This is a genomic window from Candidatus Glassbacteria bacterium (assembly GCA_019456185.1).
Taxonomy (GTDB): domain Bacteria; phylum Gemmatimonadota; class Glassbacteria; order GWA2-58-10; family GWA2-58-10; genus JAJRTS01.
In genome coordinates this window covers 1-19,381 of record VRUH01000064.1, presented here as the reverse complement: position 1 = coordinate 19,381, position 19,381 = coordinate 1, and the positions used below count along the sequence as shown (strand labels likewise).

The following is a 19,381-nucleotide window of genomic DNA, read 5'->3' as shown; positions in this document are numbered from 1 at the left end:
GGTCGTCAGGGCGGGTCTTGAGCGCCAGCACCACTTTGCTGCGGTGGGTTTTCATCACCTTGCCGAACGCCTCGATACTGCGGCCGTTCCGGTAGCCGGGGGCCGTGTGGATTAAATTGATCCCGGAGTCGATTGCGCGTAGCAGCACGGGCGGCTCGGAGATTATCAGACCGCCGAACGAGATTCTGGTCACTTTTAGCCCGGTTTTGCCGAACACCACCGCCGGCAGCCCGTTGACTCTCAGCTCCTCTGCCCGGGCGCCGGGTGCGAACCCGGCCCCGACAGCGGCAACTCCGGCCGCCGCCACCGCCGATTTGCGGAAAAATTCCCTGCGGTTGATCGAATTTTCCTCTCGGATCCGAACCATCTCTGCCTCCCTGGAGCGGTTACCTTGCGTACAGTTACTGTCCTGGTTCGCCGTGCTGTCTGTCCCGGCGGGCGTAATCCGGGTTAACAGATTAAACGAATGCCGAGGCGCAAATGATACGAAATTCTCAGCTTTCCCCGCCTGCGAAGGCCCTGCGGCGCCGGCGCTGGGTGATGATAATCTGGCAGCGGTGAAGTTTTTTACAGTTTCAGGAAGTATGAATATAAAGTGTCAAACAGGGGAAGGCCAGAGGAATCGGAGGGGGGGGGAGTATAAACATTGGCACAAGGGATTTTTGGTTGATCTCACAAAATAATATTGTATTTAGATTGTGCTGCGGCCACCACTGCCGCAACAACTTGTTGTATAGTTGCTTGAGATACTTCAGTTGCTGGAATATAGTCAGAATTGGTCCAATTGCAGCCAGTGGCGTCCGGCTGTTGGAGAGGCACGATTCCAAGAGGGCCGCATTCTTCGCAGCCTTCATGTTTTCTGATTTCCGCAGTGAGTAGCACTTGTAAATCTTCCTTAGATATTAATTCTCTTTTCACAATAACACTCCTAAGATGAAATATCATTCAAAGTAATAGTATTGAATTCAGCTTCTCAGTACCATTTCAATAACATGCCAAACTTAGGAACAGTATTGCACCAATAATTAGTAATCGAAATTGCCATACACCAAAAAAATGCGCTTTTCCTGCATTTAATCCAATCGCAGCCTTTATTTTATCACTTAATTCAGTTTTTTGAGTTTGCTCTATATTTTCATCCTGTTGTAGTTGCAACAATGAATAGTTTCCAGTCAAGCAAGTTTGTACTAGATATAAGTTTCTTATACCAAAATAGAAACTAAATCCCCATGAAATCACTGCTGTTCCTAAAGGAATCATATAGTATGTGATACTTAGGTCTTCAGTTTTCTGTACAGCAAAAGCAACGGCTGAAGCTGTTACAGCAAGTATAAAATAGGTGTACTTGTCTTGGCCAGCTCGGTGCATTTTATGAAATTCCAGTAAATCATTTCCACCCATATGCAGTATTCCTTTTCATATTACCGAGTATGACATTCATAGCAGCAATAGTAACATCCATCAACGTTGTTGTAATAATTCTTAGCTTCCCTAACTGCTTCTTTGCAGTTCGAATAACTTCCAAGAGGCTGTTGGTTTACACGGTCTGGCAGATGTTCACAGGTCATAGCATGCACTTCGTGTTCGCCCGTTGGTTGCGGATTTTTGTTAACGCAATACTCAGCCATTTTGCACCTCTCAAAGGAATGAATATGAGTTTGTTTTTCGATATTTATATCGAAAAACTAGTATATATAATGGATACAAGTTTGAGATTAATATGTCAAGCGCTGGAGCCGATATTTTTTTGATAAAAACTTGAATTATTTATAAAGGCTGGAAACTTTTGGATAGGTCGTATAATGCGGATGCAATTTCTTGCGAGGGGGGACTGAAACGTTGTTAGTTACTCTCACCTCCCTCCCCCCCCTCCTTACCCCCCACAATCTGCCGCAGGTGATAGCGCATGTGCGCCAGGTAATCGGTCACCACATACTCCAGGGTTGCGGGCCGGTCCAGGAGTTACAACCCCCGCCCGCTTCGCGGGCACCCCCTTTGCTAAGGGGGAATTTAAGGCACCGCCACCTGCCGGTTTCAGCTTAGTAGAGGATAAGTCGTTTTCCGCTTTTAGTCCCCCTTAATAAAGGGGGAAACAGGGGGTTGTGTTTCTGACTTTTTACAGGACATCCCCCGCCTGCTTCGCTGGCACTCCCTTTGCTAAGGGGGAATTTAAGGCACCGCCACCTGCCGGTTTCAGCTTAGTAGAGTATAAGTCGCTTTCCGCTTTTAGTCCCCCTTAATAAAGGGGGAAACAGGGGGTTGTGTTTTTGTACTTTTTACAGGACAACCCCCGTCCGCTTCGCGGGCACCCCCTTTGCTAAGGGGGAATTTTCACACCGCGGCCTAGGCCTCCCACACCCAGCGCCCGCCGACCATCGTGCGCTCGACCGGAATCTCGATAATCGTGAACGGGTCGACCGCTGTCGGGTCCTCGCCCAGCACCACCAGGTCCGCCAGCTTGCCGGGCTCTATCGACCCTTTCAGGTTCTCCTCGTAGGAGGCATACGCGCCGTGGAGCGTGCCGACCCGGATCGCCTCCTCCACGCTCACCCGCTGGTCCGGCCCCCACAGCTTGCCGTTCATGTCCGTGCGGGTCACACTCGACTGGAGCGCCATCATCGGCTCGAACGGCCCCGGTGGGTAGTCGGAGGTCTGGGTCACCATCACCCCGGCGTCCAGGAAACTGCGCACGGCGAACATCGAGTTCAGCCGCTTCTCGCCGTAGAACCGCATCTTCTCGCCGTGGAAATAGACGTAAGTCGAGAACGGAGTGGGGATCGCCCCCAGCGCGGCGATCCGCTTGACGAGCGAATCGTTGATCACCGTGCAGTGCTCGAGCCGGAAACGCGGGTCGCGGCGCGGGATTTCCCGCTGGAGACGCTCGTAAATGCCCAGGGTGATATCGATCGCCACGTCGCCGTTGGCGTGGATACCGATCTGCCAGCCGGCTTCGTGCGCTTTGCGGGCCAGCTCGTAGAGTTCCGCTTCCTGTGTGACAATGATCCCGTAGTCGTCGGGGCTGCCGATAAACGGCTCGGAGAGCCGGGCGGTGCGCTCGGAGATCGAGCCGTCGCAGGTGGCCTTCATCGCGCCGATCCGCACCCACTCGTCGCCGAAACCGGTGCGCACCCCGGCCTCGATCATATCATCGATCTGGGCGGAGTCCATCAGGCAGTAGAGCCGGGTCAGCAGCTCTCCGGCCTCGCGGGCGTCTTGGTAGGCCTGCAGGTCGGCGGTGGAGCTGTAGGCGTCGTGCACCGATGTAATCCCGGCGCGGGCCAGCATTCCGGAGATCAGCTTGACCCCCGCCCGGTAATCCTGGCGGTCGTACTCCTCGGGGATGACAGCGGAAAACGCTCCCGCGGCCCGCTCGAGTATCCGGCCGTTGAGCTTGCCCGTGTCCGGGTTGCGCACGAACCGGCCGCCGTCCGGGTCCGGGGTCGACTCGGTGACACCGGCTTTGCTGTAGGCCAGGGAATTTACGTACTGGGAATGCCCGCCCCGATGGACGACAAAGACCGGATGGTCGGGAGCGGCGGCGTCGAGATCGTCCCGGCTCAGGAACCGGCCTTCACTGGTTTTGGTGTCGTCGTATTTGAACCCCAGCACCCACTCGCCGGCCGGAGTGCGGGCGGCGCGCGCGCGGATAGCCTGCTGGATTTCCGCGATCGAGCGCAGGTCGCAGTCCACGCGGGTCAGATGCCGCCGTCCGGCGGAGGCGGGGTGGGAGTGGGCGTCGATGAAACCCGGCACGACAGTCCGCCCCCCGAGATCGATTTCTTTGGTGCGCGCGTTGGCCAGGGCGCGGATTTCCCGGTTCGTGCCGACAGCGATAAACCGTCCCCCGGCCACAGCCACTGCCCGGGCCCGCGGCTGACGGTTGTCAACCGTGATGATATTCCCATTATACAGGATCGTCTGCGGCTGCTCGGCCATCAGCGGCACCAGCGCCATCCCGCTGACCCGGGTGAGAAAGCCACGGCGTGAAATCGACCTCATGCGGCACCTCTCTATTCTAGATAAGCTAGTGTGGTGTCCTGCAAATAATGTACAATAAAAAGCAGATTATAAATCCCCCTCGATCCCCCTTTACGAAAGGGGGAGGTCGCTTCCCCCCTTGCCAAAGGGGGGCCAGGGGGGATTTCAGCTTGAGTTGATCGAACCAATACCAGTCCGTCGATTTATTACATATACTTCCGGGACACAACACTAGCCCGGTTTCCATTATTCTGCAAAGCTGCGAACGACTTCGGCGACAGTCCTTCCCACCGCCTCCAGCGTGGCGGCGGACAGCTTGTCGATATCGTCGCCGTGAGTGTGCCAGTAAGGCAGCCCCATCTGGATCACGTCGATACAATGGATACCGGCCTTGAACAGCGGCACATGGTCGTCGATCACGTGGGTGCCCTGCTGACGGACGAAATAGTTCCCGTAGCCCAGCTCGTGGGCCGTGTCCCAGACCAGTTCCACATCCCGGTTCAGCCACTGCCACGAATAGCCCTCGTAGGGGAATTCAGCGTCGGCGTCGCCCACCATGTCCAGCAGGATACCCAGCCTGGGGCGGTAGCGCCTGTTGTGTGCCGCGAACCGGAGCGAGCCGAGCAGCACGTCCGTGCCGGCGTTGAAATCACCGTAGTCCTCGCCATCGAACAGCACCAGATCGACTCCAACCCCCGGCGGGTTGGCCGCGAACACGTGGGCCAGTTCCAGCAGGACCGCCGTGCCGCTGCCGCCGTCGTTGGCGCCGGGGATCGGGCTGCCGCGTTTTGCCGGGTCGGGGTCCTGATCGGCGACAGGCCTGGTGTCCCAGTGGGCGCAGAGCAGCACGCGTTTTCGCTCGGATGGGTTGAACGAGGCGGTGATATTGATCAGCGGCAGGCTGTCGCCTGCGGCGGTTACGTGATCCCAGCGGTCGGCGGCCACACTGTCGGCGTAGCGGGAGAACTCGTCGATCATCCACTGCGCGCAACCGGCGTGGCCCTCCGTGCCCGGCACGCGGGGACCGAACGCGAGTTGGGCGCGAACTGCCTCCAGCGCCAGGCCGCCGTCAAAACGCACCTCCGCACTGCCGGCCTTCGAGGGCGAACCTCCGCAGCCGGCCAGGATCAGCAGGAGAGCTGTCAGCGGCAATAACTGGCTCAATACTTTTTCTCCAGCACGGTGTCCCTGAGATAAGAGCGGTCGTTGGTACGGGGGTAGTCGACATTCTGGTGCAGGCCGCGGCTTTCCCGTCGCAGACGGGCGCACTTGGCAATCAGCTGGGCTACCTCGGCCATGTTGCGCAGCTCCACCAGGTCCGGGTTGAGCGGGCAGTTGGCGTAGAACTGCTCGATTTCGGCCGAAAGCGTTTTGAGCCATTTGCGAGCCTCGGCCAGCCGGTCGTTGGAGCGCACGATCCCGACATAGTCCCACATGGTCATCCGCAGCATGGCCTGATTGTGCGAGAGAAACACGCCGTCGTAGTTGTGGACGCTGACTTTGCCGTACTCGAATGTCGAGGAGTCGATCTCGCCGAGATCGATCTCGTCCAGCAGTTTCACGGCTGTGCGGTGTGCGCGCCGGGCGAACACGACAGCCTCCAGCAGGCTGTTTGAGGCCAGCCGGTTGGCTCCGTGGACTCCCGTGCAGGTCACCTCGCCGGCGGCCAGCAGCGCTTCGATATTGGTCCGTCCGTCGATATCGGTCACCACTCCGCCGCAGACATAGTGTGCCGAGGGCACCACCGGGATCGGGTCGGTGGTGATATCGATCCCGCGCGAGAGGCACTCGGCGGTGATATTTGGAAAGCGCTCGCGGATCTGGTCTTTGGGGATCGGCGAGCAGTCGAGCCAGACATGTTTGTCGCCTGAGAGTTTCATCTCGCGGTCGATCGCCCTGGCGACCACGTCGCGCGGGGCCAGACAGCCCATGGTGTGGTACTTATCCATGAACGTGTTGTTGTCGAGCTTACGCAGGATCGCGCCCTCGCCGCGGACCGCCTCGGAGATCAGGAACGATTTTTCGTCCAGGCCGTAGAGCGCCGTGGGGTGGAACTGGATAAACTCCATGTTGGCTACCCGCGCCCCGGCGCGCCAGGCCATCGCGATCCCGTCACCCGTGGCGATCGCCGGATTGGTGGTGTGCTGGTAAACCCGTCCGCAGCCGCCGGCGGCCAGGTAGGTCACCCGCGAGACAAAGGCCTTGACACTGCCGGCGGTGCGGTCCAGGGCCAGCGCGCCCACGCAGCGGCGGTGCCCGGCGGACATCGCATGCACGATCAGGTCGACCGCCAGGTGATTTTCGAGCACCATTACGTTCTTGCGTCCCTTGAGTTCCTCGAGCAGGGCGCGTTCCACCTCGCGGCCCGTCAGGTCGTCGGCCCGGACAATCCGCCGGCGGCTGTGGCCGCCCTCGCGGCCCAGGCTCAGGCGTTCCGGGTGTTCGCGGTCGCGGGTGAATCTCACGCCCCAACTGTTCAGCTCGGCCACCCCAGCCGGGCCCTCGCGCACCAGCACCTCCACCGCCTCGCGGTTGCAGAGACCCGCACCGCACTCGAGCGTATCCTGGATATGCAGCTCGAAACTATCCTCCTGCTCGTCCTGCACCGCGGCGATTCCGCCCTGGGCGTAGTTGGTGTTGCTCTCGTAGTTTTCCTTCTTGGTGAACACGATCACGTCGCCCTGTTCGCAGGCTTTCAGCGCGAACGACAGCCCGGCGATCCCGCTGCCGACCACCAGGAAGTCGGTCCGGTAGATATTGGTCGGACCTGGTTTGTACCTGCGTTTGAAACCGGTGGATTTTTTTGCGGGCTGTGCTTCGGACATCGGGTGTCCCTCGACATTAAAGGTAGTAATTCGGTGATGAACAATTAAATCTCGGCTTATCGTTCCCGGCTGTCAAGCGGGGAGGAGCGGGTGGACAGCATTTTATCCAGCAGGCTGTCGAGCACGGCCGGATTGCGTTCCTCCAGGCCCAGGCAGACCACCAGCGTATCGCCGCCGACCAGTCGGGGGTCCAGCTTGACAGCGTCTTTCTCCGTGGTCACCAGCACCGCGCCCCGCCTCTTCGCCAGTTCCCGGAGTTCCCGCTGGTCGGTTTGGCTGTAACGGTGATGGTCGGGCCAGGCGGCCAGCTCCAGCGAGGCGGCCCCCTGGCCGGCAAGCAGGTCACTGAAACCAGCAGGGTTCGCCAGCGCGCAGAACGCGACCACAGGCTTGCCTTCCACTGTTTCCCGCAGGTCTGAGAGTTTCGCCTCGCCTCCCTCTCTCCAGGACTCCAGCGGCGACACTCCCGCTATCCTCGTACGAATGTGGAGCCGTGGTTTGCCCTCGGCCCACTCCGGCAGTTCCGGCGGGAAACCGGGTTTATCGAAGCGGGTGAGCAGGCCGCCGCGGATGGCGATTGCTCCGGCGCGACCGGCGGCCTCCACCGGCTCGCGAAGGAACCCGGCTGGAAAGGTGTGAGTTGGTCCCATGACCTGCGACCCGGAAAAGACAAGAATATCCAAATCGCGTTCCAGCCGCCTGTGTCCGAACCCGTCGTCGAGCACCAGCACTTCGGCGTCGCAGTAACTCACCGCAGTCCCGGCCGCCGCGGCGCGATCCGGACAGACCACCACGGCCACTTCGGGCAGGCTGCGGGCGATCATCGCGGCTTCATCACCGGCCTGGACCGCGACCACGCTCAGGCTCTCTCCGCGCGCGGCGCCGGGACGGATCACAACCGGTTCGCCGCCGCCGGCAGCGCCGCCATAGCCCCTGCTCAGCACGGCCACCCTCAGGCCCCGAGCTGCCAGCCGCGCGGCCACGTGGACAGTCAGGGGCGTCTTGCCCGACCCTCCGGCGAACAGGCTGCCCACACAGACGGCCGGTACGGGCGGCCGGCAGGTTTTGATCCGTCCGGAGCGGAACAGGTTTTCCCTGAGTTTCCAGGCCAGCCGGTAGACAAGCTCGAATGGAGCCAGGACAGCCAGGACTGGGAAGTGATAAGTGCGGTTGCGTGGGCGGGTCAGAAATCTTTCGACTGCGCCGGCCGCCGCAGCGCTGTCCATCCGTCTGGCCGGAGCCGCCGCCAGGTCCGCGGTGCGGGAGACTTCCTCGAGCGCCCGGCCGATCCGTTGGCGCCAGCGGTCGATTTCTTCCCCGTCAGGCTCATCCGGCACCTGCAGGGGCGCTCCGTAGGCGACCACCATCCGGCTGAACGGTTTGGGGATCTGGAAACGGTCCCAGTTGTTCAATTGCCAGCAGGCGCTGTAGCCGGCGGCGGTGGGGACCACCGGGCGGCCGGTACGGGCGGAGGCGTAGGCCACGCCCTGCTTGACCACTCCCGCCGGTCCCCGCGGCCCGTCGACCGTGAACGCCAGGTCGCGGTTCTGATCGATAGCTCGCAGGATAGCCTTGAGCGCGGGCACGGCCCCCCGGGTGGCGCTGCCGCGAGCCGCCGTGTAGCCCAGCCAGTCGTTGATCCGCGCGATAAGCTCGCCATCCTTGTGGCGGCTGACCATCACGCACGCGCCCTGGCCCCGGTTGTTGTAGCAGTTGCCCAGCAGACGGCCGTGCAGGAACGCTAATATCACCGGCTTCCATTGCTCGCCGCGGCCTTCTTCCAGATGCTCCAGGCCGATCTCCCGGGAACGGACTGTCAGATAAACCAGCCTGATCACCAGGCTGCCCAGCAGACCGATCAGCCGCCACTTGAATCCGCTCAGCACGCCGCCCCCGCGTTGCACGTCGCCCATCAGCCGGCCCCCGTCATCTCGAGCACTATTTCCGCCACTCTTACACTGGCTGGCTTGGCGGTCGTCAGGGTCCGGCGCACCCGGCCGCACTGCTCCAGCACGCGTTTGCGCAGAGTCGAGTCGTTGTCGAGCAGCTCCAGTGCCAGCGAAGCGATCCGTTGCGGGGTAACCTCGTGCTGGATCAACTCGGGGATAGCCGGGTCGCTGTCGAGCAGGTTGGGCATGCCGATATGCCCGATAGTGACCATCCTGCTGGCGATCAGGTAACTCAGCGCGCTGGTGCGGTAGGAGATCACCATCGGCGTGCCCAGCAGAGCGGCTTCCATGGTGGTGGTGCCGCTCTTGGTCAGCAGGATGTCTGAGGCGGCGATCAGGCCCAGCGAGTCGCCGTGGATCAGCTTGACGCCGAGGCGCTCAATGGTGTCCCGGTGTTCGGGAGCGAGGGCCGCCGCCGTATGCGGCAGCATCCCCGCGGCGAACCGAAGTTCGCCGCGGCAGGCGCGCATGCGCCCGGCGGCGGCCAGAAAGAGCTCCATGTGACGCTCGATCTCCTGGACGCGGCTGCCGGGCATCAGGCCCACCAGCGGGCAATCCGGCTCGATGCCGTGTTCTGCGCGGAACGATTCCCGGCTGCTGACATTTTCCAGCTCTCCGATCAGCGGGTGGCCGACGAACTCGACCGGAATATCCTCGTCGCGGTAGAAAGCGACCTCGAACGGGAAGACGACCGCCAGCCGGTCGGCCAGCCGGGCGAGTTTGCGCTTGCGGCCCGTGCGCCAGGCCCAGATTTGCGGACTGATATAATAGAGGACGGAGATACCCAGTTCCCTGGCGATTTTGGCCAGGCGGAAATTGAAGTCGGGGAAGTCGATCAGCACCATCAGCTGAGGGCGGTGGACTGACAGGTGGTCCCTGATCCGATCGAGCAGGCTGAAGAAGAACGGGAGGTGCTTGACCACTTCAACCAGGCCCATCACGGCCAGGCGCTCCTGGGTGCAGAGCAGCTCGGCCCCTGCCGCCTGCATTGCCTCTCCGCCGATTCCGGTCACAACAGGACTTCCGCCCATGTCCCTCAGGCTGCGGATCAGGCGTGCCGCGTGCCGTTCCCCGCTGGGATCACCGGCGGAGATAAACAGGTGGATCGGGTCCATCCGGCCTCGCAATCAGGTGAGACATCTATTTGAGGATGCTCTGTTCCAGGTTGCCGAGGTAGAACATGAACAGCGCGACCAGGATCAGGACCGCCAACAGGAACCAGGGTGGGCGGCCGCTGGTGCGGGCGATCAACTTTTTCCGCTCCCGCCAGTTCGAGATCAGGCTCATTGTCCCACCTCGCCGGTTGAATGAGAGAGTCAAAGTTGAGCAATGCCGGCTGCATGCGATTTCTCGATCGCATCCATGATTCTCCCGGCCACTTCCAGCGCCCGCAGACCGTCGCGGCCGCTGACTTTCGGGTTGCCGCCGGAGCTGATACAGTTCAGGAAATCCTCGAGTTCCACGGCCAGGGGCTCGCGTTTTTTATCGCAGCGCAGTTTCCTGACCACCACCAGCTTGCGCATCTCGGGGATCTTCTCCGGGTCGCGGTCGAGCGAGATTTCGGCTCCGGGTTTTTTGGCGTAGGAGGTGCCGCTGCGCTTTAGCATGTCCACCGATACGTAACGGCTCGGGCTGAAAAACCGCATTTTGCGCACTTTCTTGATACTGACCCGGCTGGCCGACACATTGGCCACCGCGCCGTTGGCGAACTCCAGCCGCGCGTTGGCGATATCGACCTGGCCGGTGAACACCGGCAGGCCCACCGCGCTGACCCCGGTCACGTCGCTGCGGACCAGGCTGAGGACGATATCGATGTCGTGGATCATCAGGTCCAGTACCACCGGCACCTCGGTGCCGCGCGGATTGAACGGAGCCAGCCGCTCGCTCTCGACATACGCCGCGTCCTCGATATCGCCGGAGGCAGCCACCAGCGCCGGGTTGAAACGCTCCACATGGCCGACCGCCAGCACCAGGTTTTTCTCCCCGGCCAGTTTCACCATCTCCGCCGCGCCCGACGGCTGCGAGGCGATCGGTTTTTCCACCAGCACGTGCACTCCGGCATCCAGCAGACGGCAGCCCAGCTCGTGGTGAGAGTCGGTCGGTACGGCCAGGCTGACCGCATCGACCTCGCCGGCCAGTTCCTCCAGCGAGGAAAAGGCCCGGACGCCATAGGCTGCGGCGCACTCCCGGGCGCGCTCAAGGTCGGTGTCCAGCACGCCGACCAGCTCGGCAGTTTCGAGCTGGTGATATATCCTGGCGTGGTGGCTGCCCAGATGGCCCGCACCGACCACCGCTGTCCTGATCCTGTCCATTGAGGCCCGGTCCCCGTATTAGAGAAGATTGATATCAGATGAAACACCGGCGGCCAAACCTCAGTAATATATAAGAGACAGCGGCGCGGGGCAAAAATTTCCACCGGCCGGTAAACCGACCAACTCCATGAAATTGATGATTTTAGCCGCTGGCCCGCCGGGTGCCGAGCTTGACAGTAAACAGCGCTACAGGGTATATTTGCCATCCTGATACGGATTTTGACTCAACAAAGCTGGAGTGAAAGAGTTTGGCCACAGCTAAAACATATTGCGTGCTGGCGCTTCTGCTGCTGGGCGTTGCGCTGACGGCAGGCCGGGTTTCATCGGCTGAGCGGGACAGTTTCGATTCAGCTGCGGTGAGCCTGATGCTGGCCGGTTACGAGGCCCTGGAAAACGAACAGTACGAGCAGGCGCTGGAGTATCTGGAGCGGGCGCGCAAGCTGGACAGGGAGAGCAGGGTCCTGCGCACGCTCTGCGGCGAGGCGCTCTACAAGCTGAAACGCTACGACGAGGTGATCGGCCTGCTGAAAGGCGAAGTGCATCAGGGCGAGGAGACGGATAGCGATCTGCTCAGGCTGCTGGCCTACAGTTACGAGGGGAAGGGCGAAAACGGCAAGGCGATCGACCGCTACAAGGATATCCTGCGGCAGAACCCGGATGATGAGTGGAACCGCCGCCGGATGCTGGAACTGCTCAAACAGGAGGAACGGTTCCAGGAGTTGATCGCCTACTACAAACCCCTGTTGAATCCCAAGCGGCGCAGCTACCCGCGCGATCTGTTCCACCTGGGCGCAATCTACCTTCGGATCGGCGGCAAGCAGCCGGCCAGCGAGTACCTGGGCATGGCGGTCGAGGCGGACAGCACGATGGCCGAGGCCTATCAGTTGCTGGGAAATATCGAGGAGAGCGAGCGCCGCTGGGACAGCGCATTGAGCTACTACCTCGATTACCTCCGGCTCCGTCCAGGCGAGGCCGCGGAGATGCTGCCGCGGGTGCTGATCACCGCCAGGCAGGCGATGCGCAATACCGGCGGCGCGGGCCGGGAGGACGAAACAGCGGATTCCGCGGCCTGGGCGGGCTTTCTGGATGAACTGGACGCCCGTGAGCAGGAGGGAGACACCCTGGACTCCGCGATGCGCAGGGTGATGACGATCGGGGCCGAGGCGATCGGCCGGCTGGACCGGGCGATCGAAATCAACCGGGAAATAGCCGCCGCCGAGCCTGACGATGAGTTCAGCCGCCGCAGCCTGCTGAGGTTGTATTACAGCACGGGTCGCTACGAGGAAATGATCCCGATCTACGAGCGGATTGTCGATCCCGCCGACGTGTCCTATCCCAACGACATGCTTCAGCTCGGCGCGCTGTATCTCAAGAAGGGCGAGAGCGAGAAGGGCCGCGAGAGCCTGGAAAAGTCTATCGAATCCGATGAGAGCATGGCGCGCGCCCACCAGATGCTGGGTCATCTGGCCGAGCAGCATCAGGAATGGGACGAGGCGTTGAAATATTACGTCCGGTTTATCGAGCTCGAACCGGAAGCCCTGCGCGAGAGTTTCGACCGGCTGGCCGAGACCTCGCTGAAAGCCGAGCGGCCGGAACTGGTTGTGGGAATCCTCGAGGAGGCGATCAGCCGGGGAGACACCAGCGTCTGGGCGGCCGAGCAGCTTGGCTGGATGTATTTCAATTCCGACTGGACCGACAAGGCTCACGAAATTCTCCGCCGTCTGCACAAAAAAGGCTCTATCGGTGAAAACGGCCTGTATATCCTGGGCCTGGTCCAGATGCGGCAGGAGAACTACGAGGACGCGGCCCGCTCGTTCGCCGAGGTCAGGGAACGGGTGCCGGGATATTTCCTCTCCTACCTGGCCAACAGCAACGCGCTGATGCTGAGGGAGCAACCCGAGCAGGCCCGCGAGGTCCTTCTGCTGGGCCTGGAGCGGGTGGACAGTACCAACGCCGAGGGCCGCCGGGAGCTGATGTACTCGCTGGCCAATGTCTACCACGAGCTGGGCGACGAGGAGAGTACGGAGCGCCGGCTTCAGCAGGTGCTCGAGATTTCGCCGGACTACGCCCCCGCGCTGAACTATCTCGGCTATTTTTACGCAGACCGCAGCCGTAACATGGAAGAGGCGTACAAACTGATCGAGCGGGCGCTGGAGAAAGACCCGGACAACGGGCATTACCTGGACAGCATGGGCTGGATCCTGTTCAAGATGGGCCGGGCCGAGAACGCCCTGGACTATATCCGCAACTCGCTGGCCAACCTTCGGAAACAGCAGCGCCAGGACAAGGAATACTCCGAAGTTTACGAGCACCTGGGCGATATCTACCTGGTGCTCGGCAAGACCGATCTGGCCCGCGAGGCCTGGCGGAACAGCCTGGAGATCGACAGGGATAACAGCGAAGTGGAACGCAAGCTCAACGAACTCGACAAACGGAAAAATCAGTGAAACAACGCCTTGGCATATACTGCCTTACGGTTGTGGCGGTGCTGGCGGCCTTGAGTTCGGCCTGCTCGGTCAGCATGCTCCAGACCCTGCCCGGAGTGCAGGTGGACCCCGAGGAGGTGGCGGGCCTGATCGAGAATTCAGCCGCGCGGCTGGTCACGGACAAGCAGATCTTCCGGATCCGTCTGCTGGACAAGGGGCGGACCTTCAGCGGCGACGGCGCTCTGGTCTACCGCGCGCCGGACACGCTGCAGCTTTCGATCTACGGACCGCCGTTTTCCACGCTCTGGATGCAGGTGCTCAGCCGCGGAGACTCGATCGTGGTCGTGTTACCCAAGGACGACAAGGTGATCCGCGCCTCGAGCTCCGATCCGCTGCCCGTAACCAGGCTGGCCGGCAGCGAGGGCCTGACCGATGCCGAGTTCCTGGGCGCAGTGACCGGCGCGTTCCGGGTCGGCCGTTTCCGCAACGAGCGCACCCGGGCTATCGCCGCGACCGACGGAGGTGTCAGCACCCTGCGCCTGATCGACGCCGAGACGGTGTATGAGTTTCAGTACGATCACGGCCTTGAGGCGGTGGTCAAGTTCACCCATTATCGCGAGGGCAAGCTGCGGCGCGAGGTGACCCGCGGTGAGTTTCAGACAGTCGATTCGCTGCCGCGCGCAACCAAAACCGTCTACCGGGATTACGACGAGGACCGCGAGATCACGATCCTGGTGAGCAAGGAAGAGGTCAATCCCGAGCTCCCCGACGATGCGTTCCAACTCTTGATCCTGGAAGGTTCCTGATTTATTATTATACCAAACGCCGACTGGTTGAAATTTAACCCGCCTTACCCCAGAGGATTAAAGCCAGCACTCAGTCACTGAAATACTTGCACCGCATGGTTTCGCCCCTCCGGGGGAAGCGGGGAGCAATCGCAGGCCTGAAGACGGCGGTACTCGCCGCCGTGGTGGTGGTATCCTGCAGCCATTACAGCACCAGCGGCCGTCTCCCCGAGCATCTTCGGACAGTCTATATCCCCACGTTCGAAAACGAAACCGCCGAGTTCTACCTCCCGCAGTTAATCACCGACGAGGTTACCGACCGCTTCCTCAGCGAAGCCAACCTTCGTCTGGGCGAGTCCGCCGGGGCCGACGCCGCGTTGTCCGGCTCGGTTACCCGCTATTTCGAGGAAGCGGAAACATTCGGCAGGGGCGGCGGTCTCAACGTGTCGGGCCGGCGGGTAACTATCGTGCTCAAAGTACAGTTTACCGACAGGGTGGAGGGGAAAACCCTGTGGGAAAGCGGGAATTTCAGCCGCTGGGTGGTCTACGAGCCGGACAAGGAGTCCGAGCGCGAGGCTGCCGAGCGGGTGGTGCTGCTGCTGGCCGATGATATGATCTCCAGCGTCCTTCAACAGTGGTAGCGCAGGCCGCACCGAACCGACAAGCAGGCAGGGTAAACCGGAGAGAGAGAGCCGCAATGCTCAACACCAACGTCCTTGTACTGAACAGTAGTTTTCAGCCACTGCATGTCTGCCACGCCAGGCGCGCCCTTGTGCTGGTTATGGGGGGTAAGGCGGAAGTTGTGGAATATTACGAAAAATTGTTCGTCCGCAGTGTCACCCGCTGTTTCCAGCTGCCCAGCGTGGTGCGCCTGCGAATCTATATCCGCCCGGACCGTCGCTCGGTGGTGCTCAACCGCCGGAATATCATGCGGCGCGACCGCTACCGCTGCCAGTATTGCGGCCGCAGCTCGGATGAACTGACCACCGATCACGTCATACCCCGTTCCAAGGGCGGCGAGGATACGTGGGAGAACCTGATCACCGCCTGCACGGGATGCAACAACCGCAAGGGAAACCGCACCCCGGAAACCGTCGGGATGAAACTCCTTTCCACTCCAAAGAGACCGGCGTTCTATTCATTTATCAGGTTCTATCACCCGCGCTCCCATGATAAATGGAAACCGTACCTGTTCCTGTCATGAATTCGGAGTTCCCAACCCGGCCGGTCTGGCCGGGTTTATTTTTGCAAGCGCAGGAGGGTCCTGGTATCGAAAGGATAGACAGACAAAGTGCGCCGGCCCTGCTGAAATTTACCCCATGGGAAAGTATCCCCGGGCTGGTGCAGGGCGTGACTGTCAAGGACGGCGATGGCGTGGGGACGGATTATGATACTCTTGCCTCCGCGGCCGGTAACCTGGGGTTCGGCAGGTTGCTGCGCCTGCGTCAGGTGCACGGCGCACGGGTCCTGGAGACCGGTGATGAGTGTTTCGGGCAGGAGGACAAGGATTCGCGTCCCGAGGGTGACGGGATTATCGGCGGTGGCGCGGGAGTGCTGGGGGTTGTCTCGGTCGCTGACTGCGTGCCCGCGTTCCTGCTGGAGCGCGGAACCAGTGCCTGGGCGGTTGTGCATACGGGCTGGCGCGGAGTAGCGGCCGGTGTGCTGGCCGAGGCCGTGGCCGGGCTTGCCGGGTGCCGCGGAGTGCATCCGGGCAGACTGGAACTCTACCTGGGACCATCGATCTGCGGCCGCTGCTACGAGGTCGGCGGGGACGTGGCCGGTGTGCTGGCCGAGGCAGGGGCTGGAACCGGAATCAACAGCGAACACGGCAAAATATTAGCCGACCTTCGCGCGATCCTGGCTGTCCAGGCCGGTCGGGCCGGACTCGAATCCGCAAAAATCTTCACCAGCGCATACTGCACAAGCTGTCGCAACGACCTGTTCTGCTCGTTCAGGGCCGAGGGGGAGCGCGGCCTGCGCCGGATGTGGGGCATAATCGGCTTCAGTTCAACAGGTTGATTCAAAGAGTTTAACAAATCAGCTCTCAGTAGTAAAACAGCTCCGCCTTGTCTCCGTGGATTTTGGCCCACACCGGGCGGCCGTCCCGGAAACCGACCAGGTCATCGATTGGGTCTATGTCCGGCGAGGGAGGATGCACTTTTCTTAAGACACATGATGACAAATCAACCTCAAAGAGATCACTTGCATCAGTCACATAAGAAATTACAGCATCTTCTATTATTGCCCACTCAACCATATCGCATTGAAGGCCAAATGGCATATCTTTTTCATCTTCCAGGGAAATATTAAGCTCTGAATTATCCTGAGTTCTAATAAATTTAGCAAGTTCGCCCTCCAAAGAAGCTATGAAATAATATCTCCCGTCCGGTGAAATCTCACAGGATCGATAAGGTGTCTTTTTTATCTCCTTTGTTATTGGGTCATACTTTACTACTCCTGAACCGTCCAAGTATATATTGTTATCATTCTTTCTCCAGACGATATCGTCAAAGTAGTGCTGATTTATAAAAATACTGTCCCTTGTTTTTGATGCAGGATCAACAAGCCAGGCTCCTGTGCTGTAATAGTAATCTCCCCCTTGTATGCATTCCCCTCCGATATAAACAAACAAGGCCCGCTGTGGCGACCAGGACACCTTCTCCACGTTTTCAATGGTCCATTTTGAATTATCCTCGAGATCAATTATCACTGCAATATGCTTATCCTCAACCACTTCTCCGTCAATAAAGCGTTTTTCCGGATGGCGACGGCCGCAGATGCTTACAAATCGATTAGTTTGTGACAACAAGACTTCGGAGTGAAAGTAGTTGTCTAGATAGACCATGCTGTCAGAAAAAACCTGTTCAACACTTTTTGTTTCTGGATCAATTAAACTCACCGTGTGCTTTGTCCAGCTAATAAACATATGAGCAGAACTTGCAAGCATATTGCCACTTGCAAACGGCAGAACCAAAATCAATAGACTAAGACATCTATGCATGTTCATCCTCCATTACAAACAGTTCATTGCTCAGATTGTAACGTGGTCATGGGAAGGGTGGTCTGGCAAATAATCAGCTTTTACACCAATTTTTTTGCATCCATTTATTGCAGTCCGGCTGCTAGTCGCCACATAAATTGCTCCGTTATCAAAGTAGCTCTTAATTTGCTTAACGTGTTCTTCAACATTATAGTCTTTGTCTTCAATATCGTGAGTAGCACACCTTGGCCAAATCCGGATATCCACGCCACGTCCCCTCATGTGGCTTACACCTGTATGCTTCCCGTATTTTACCCCATCCCTCAATCCTTTATTGCCGACCCATGGCTTCTTACCGTTTGTCTCCTTAATATGTTGCTCGCCAAAATTCTCCAGGAATGTTCGCAGTGCCGGTTGACCCCAGGAGGCTTCTTCCTGGCCATAACCGTGATACAAATCACATTTATATGGAATTTTTACAAACCCATGCGCCGTGTAAATAATATCCAACTTAAATAAGATAGGCATCTGATTGGCGACCGCAACCTGAAAAGCGTACTCCGCGCTCAGGCCACGGCTACGGAACGTTACTTTCATGCTCTCGCCGCCTCCCGGTAACACCGCCGCCAGAAACAAAAAAAGCCGCCCCCCTCGTGTTGCGGGAAAGCGGCTCAACAAGCTTATATTTTCAGCTCTCAGTAGTAAAACAGCTCCGCCTTGTCTCCGTGGATTTTGGCCCATACCGGGCGGCCGTCCCGGAAGCCGACCAGGTCATAAAGGGGGTTTATATCCGGCGAGGGTGGTTTGACCTGATACATCTGGCCAGTGGCGCAATCAATATATTCTAAGGTTATGGTACTAACAAACGCTATTGTTTTACCGTCAAGTTTACCCCATCCCAACAAACTTGCATAGATTTCTACCGTTGTAGATTTGGAATCTGCACTTTTAATCAGTTGTATTTGCTTTTTAGTCTTGAGATCATACACCTCAGCCGCATCTTCTTTATTATCGTAAAAACCATATTTCCCATCGGGAGAAATTTTCAGGTAGTATCCCCAAGCCTCCAATACTTGTCCAGTTACTGGATCATAGTGTCTATCCGAACCACTAAGACATGACACGCACAAAGTATTTTTATACTCTGACCAATATAGGCTGGTATATTCATGGCAGATGATTCCGCTGATCTCCTCGCGAACACCGCTCGTGGCGTTGTATAGCCAAACAGAACGCCCCGCTGAGTGGTGATTACCCCACTTTTTATCCTCCTCTACTTCATAATAGATAAAAGTCAGTTTATCCTCGCTTGGTGACCAAACATAGTCAAATGTATGACAAATTGTGTCTGCAACACCTGTATCGAGGTCCGTTATGACCAGTATCCTTGGGTCTTCAATCAATGGTATATTGCATTTACAAGTATTGATATCCCGCCAATATGTCATCCTTGCGAGATACCTGCTAGAAAGAGATATCAGAGGACTAGATGAATCATAGATATTCCGTACAGTAATCCTGTTAACAATATTCTCCGTTGTATCTACTACTACTATGGCATGCTCCACTTCAATTGCATATTTACCTGACGCTGATAATTGTCCCACTCCTAATGCTGATGAAAAAACTATGACACAAATAAAACTACATTTTAGCCACATGATGACTCCTTGCCGCTAGTGTGGTGCATTTACATGATCGTGATCCTTATGTCCTTCTTTATCCAGTTCTACTTTTTTACCCATATAGCCGTTTAATTCCGATACTAATTTTTCATTGCCGATTAACACATATGTCGCACCGCATCGTATGTAGCGCTTTATTTGCTCCCTGTGGGCGTCTTCATCGTAATTACCTTCTTCAACTAAATCATTGCCTGTATCAACGCCAAAATCAATATCCACGGCATAACCCCTGGCATGGCTTTTACCGGTATGCTCTCCGTACTTTACTCCATCCCGCACCGCCTTGTTGCCGATCGATGGCATTTCACCCTCAGTTTCCTTAAAGTGGAGGCTGGCAAACTTATCGATAAAAGCTTTTAGCGAAGGCAACCCCCACGATTTTTCAGGGTCACAGTATCCCTTGTAATTCGTACCGCTTACCGGGATATGCATGAATCCATG

Annotated in this window: 18 protein-coding genes; 5 read left to right on the top strand and 13 right to left on the bottom strand. The window is 58.5% G+C overall.

The features are described 5' to 3' along the window. The 10 genes from FVQ81_16090 to FVQ81_16045 all read right to left on the bottom strand — a co-directional run. On the bottom strand, nucleotides 1-367 hold a 367-nt coding region (locus FVQ81_16090; protein ID MBW7998053.1), incomplete at its 3' end, for a hypothetical protein. Between the two features lie 305 nt (nucleotides 368-672). Continuing rightward, complete coding sequence (locus FVQ81_16085; protein ID MBW7998052.1) at nucleotides 673-918, bottom strand: hypothetical protein; 246 nt, start codon at nucleotides 916-918, stop codon at nucleotides 673-675. Nucleotides 919-984: 66 nt separating this feature from the next. Then, on the bottom strand, nucleotides 985-1,401 hold the full coding sequence (locus tag FVQ81_16080) for a hypothetical protein (protein ID MBW7998051.1): 417 nt from the start codon (nucleotides 1,399-1,401) through the stop codon (nucleotides 985-987). A gap of 20 nt (nucleotides 1,402-1,421) precedes the next feature. Next, a complete protein-coding gene (locus FVQ81_16075) occupies nucleotides 1,422-1,628 on the bottom strand; it encodes a hypothetical protein (protein MBW7998050.1) in 207 nt (68 codons plus the stop codon). A 715-nt stretch (nucleotides 1,629-2,343) separates the two neighbouring features. Beyond that, nucleotides 2,344-3,999 carry an amidohydrolase gene (locus tag FVQ81_16070; protein MBW7998049.1) on the bottom strand — a complete coding sequence of 552 codons (1,656 nt, stop codon included), beginning with the start codon at nucleotides 3,997-3,999 and terminating at the stop codon, nucleotides 2,344-2,346. A gap of 225 nt (nucleotides 4,000-4,224) precedes the next feature. Continuing rightward, complete coding sequence (locus tag FVQ81_16065) at nucleotides 4,225-5,142, bottom strand: M28 family peptidase (GenBank protein MBW7998048.1); 918 nt, start codon at nucleotides 5,140-5,142, stop codon at nucleotides 4,225-4,227. After that, nucleotides 5,139-6,803, bottom strand: coding sequence for an L-aspartate oxidase (nadB, locus tag FVQ81_16060; GenBank protein ID MBW7998047.1), 1,665 nt, complete (start codon nucleotides 6,801-6,803; stop codon nucleotides 5,139-5,141). The genes FVQ81_16065 and nadB overlap by 4 nt, the downstream gene beginning before the upstream one ends. Nucleotides 6,804-6,859: 56 nt before the next feature. Then, on the bottom strand, nucleotides 6,860-8,716 hold the full coding sequence (lpxK, locus tag FVQ81_16055; protein MBW7998046.1) for a tetraacyldisaccharide 4'-kinase: 1,857 nt from the start codon (nucleotides 8,714-8,716) through the stop codon (nucleotides 6,860-6,862). Beyond that, nucleotides 8,716-9,867, bottom strand: coding sequence for a lipid-A-disaccharide synthase (lpxB, locus tag FVQ81_16050; GenBank protein MBW7998045.1), 1,152 nt, complete (start codon nucleotides 9,865-9,867; stop codon nucleotides 8,716-8,718). Before lpxB ends, lpxK begins: the two co-directional genes overlap by 1 nt. A gap of 201 nt (nucleotides 9,868-10,068) precedes the next feature. Further along, nucleotides 10,069-11,064: a Gfo/Idh/MocA family oxidoreductase gene (locus FVQ81_16045; protein ID MBW7998044.1), complete on the bottom strand. Its 996-nt coding sequence runs from the start codon at nucleotides 11,062-11,064 to the stop codon at nucleotides 10,069-10,071. 248 nt (nucleotides 11,065-11,312) lie between these two features. Between FVQ81_16045 and FVQ81_16040 the strand changes: the two genes are divergently transcribed. The 5 genes from FVQ81_16040 to FVQ81_16020 all read left to right on the top strand — a co-directional run bounded on the left by FVQ81_16040 (nucleotide 11,313) and on the right by FVQ81_16020 (nucleotide 16,294). Beyond that, nucleotides 11,313-13,511, top strand: a complete 2,199-nt coding sequence (locus FVQ81_16040) for a tetratricopeptide repeat protein (protein MBW7998043.1) — start codon at nucleotides 11,313-11,315, stop codon at nucleotides 13,509-13,511. After that, the gene (locus FVQ81_16035) at nucleotides 13,508-14,296 is read left to right on the top strand and encodes a hypothetical protein (GenBank protein ID MBW7998042.1); all 789 of its coding nucleotides are present in this window, start codon (nucleotides 13,508-13,510) and stop codon (nucleotides 14,294-14,296) included. Before FVQ81_16040 ends, FVQ81_16035 begins: the two co-directional genes overlap by 4 nt. Before the next feature lie 95 nt (nucleotides 14,297-14,391). Then, nucleotides 14,392-14,916: a hypothetical protein gene (locus tag FVQ81_16030; protein ID MBW7998041.1), complete on the top strand. Its 525-nt coding sequence runs from the start codon at nucleotides 14,392-14,394 to the stop codon at nucleotides 14,914-14,916. Nucleotides 14,917-14,972: 56 nt separating this feature from the next. Beyond that, nucleotides 14,973-15,479 (top strand): HNH endonuclease, encoded by a 507-nt coding sequence (locus FVQ81_16025; protein MBW7998040.1) that lies wholly within the window; start codon nucleotides 14,973-14,975, stop codon nucleotides 15,477-15,479. Then, nucleotides 15,452-16,294, top strand: a complete 843-nt coding sequence (locus FVQ81_16020) for a polyphenol oxidase family protein (protein MBW7998039.1) — start codon at nucleotides 15,452-15,454, stop codon at nucleotides 16,292-16,294. The genes FVQ81_16025 and FVQ81_16020 overlap by 28 nt, the downstream gene beginning before the upstream one ends. 25 nt (nucleotides 16,295-16,319) lie before the next feature. On the opposite strand, the gene FVQ81_16015 is transcribed toward FVQ81_16020, so the two are convergent. The 3 genes from FVQ81_16015 to FVQ81_16005 all read right to left on the bottom strand — a co-directional run bounded on the left by FVQ81_16015 (nucleotide 16,320) and on the right by FVQ81_16005 (nucleotide 18,916). Continuing rightward, entirely contained in the window at nucleotides 16,320-17,009 is a 690-nt protein-coding gene (locus FVQ81_16015) for a hypothetical protein (protein ID MBW7998038.1), read from the bottom strand. A gap of 297 nt (nucleotides 17,010-17,306) precedes the next feature. After that, nucleotides 17,307-17,852 carry a hypothetical protein gene (locus FVQ81_16010; protein MBW7998037.1) on the bottom strand — a complete coding sequence of 182 codons (546 nt, stop codon included), beginning with the start codon at nucleotides 17,850-17,852 and terminating at the stop codon, nucleotides 17,307-17,309. A gap of 98 nt (nucleotides 17,853-17,950) precedes the next feature. Then, nucleotides 17,951-18,916 (bottom strand): hypothetical protein, encoded by a 966-nt coding sequence (locus tag FVQ81_16005; protein ID MBW7998036.1) that lies wholly within the window; start codon nucleotides 18,914-18,916, stop codon nucleotides 17,951-17,953. Nucleotides 18,917-19,381 lie beyond the last annotated feature (465 nt).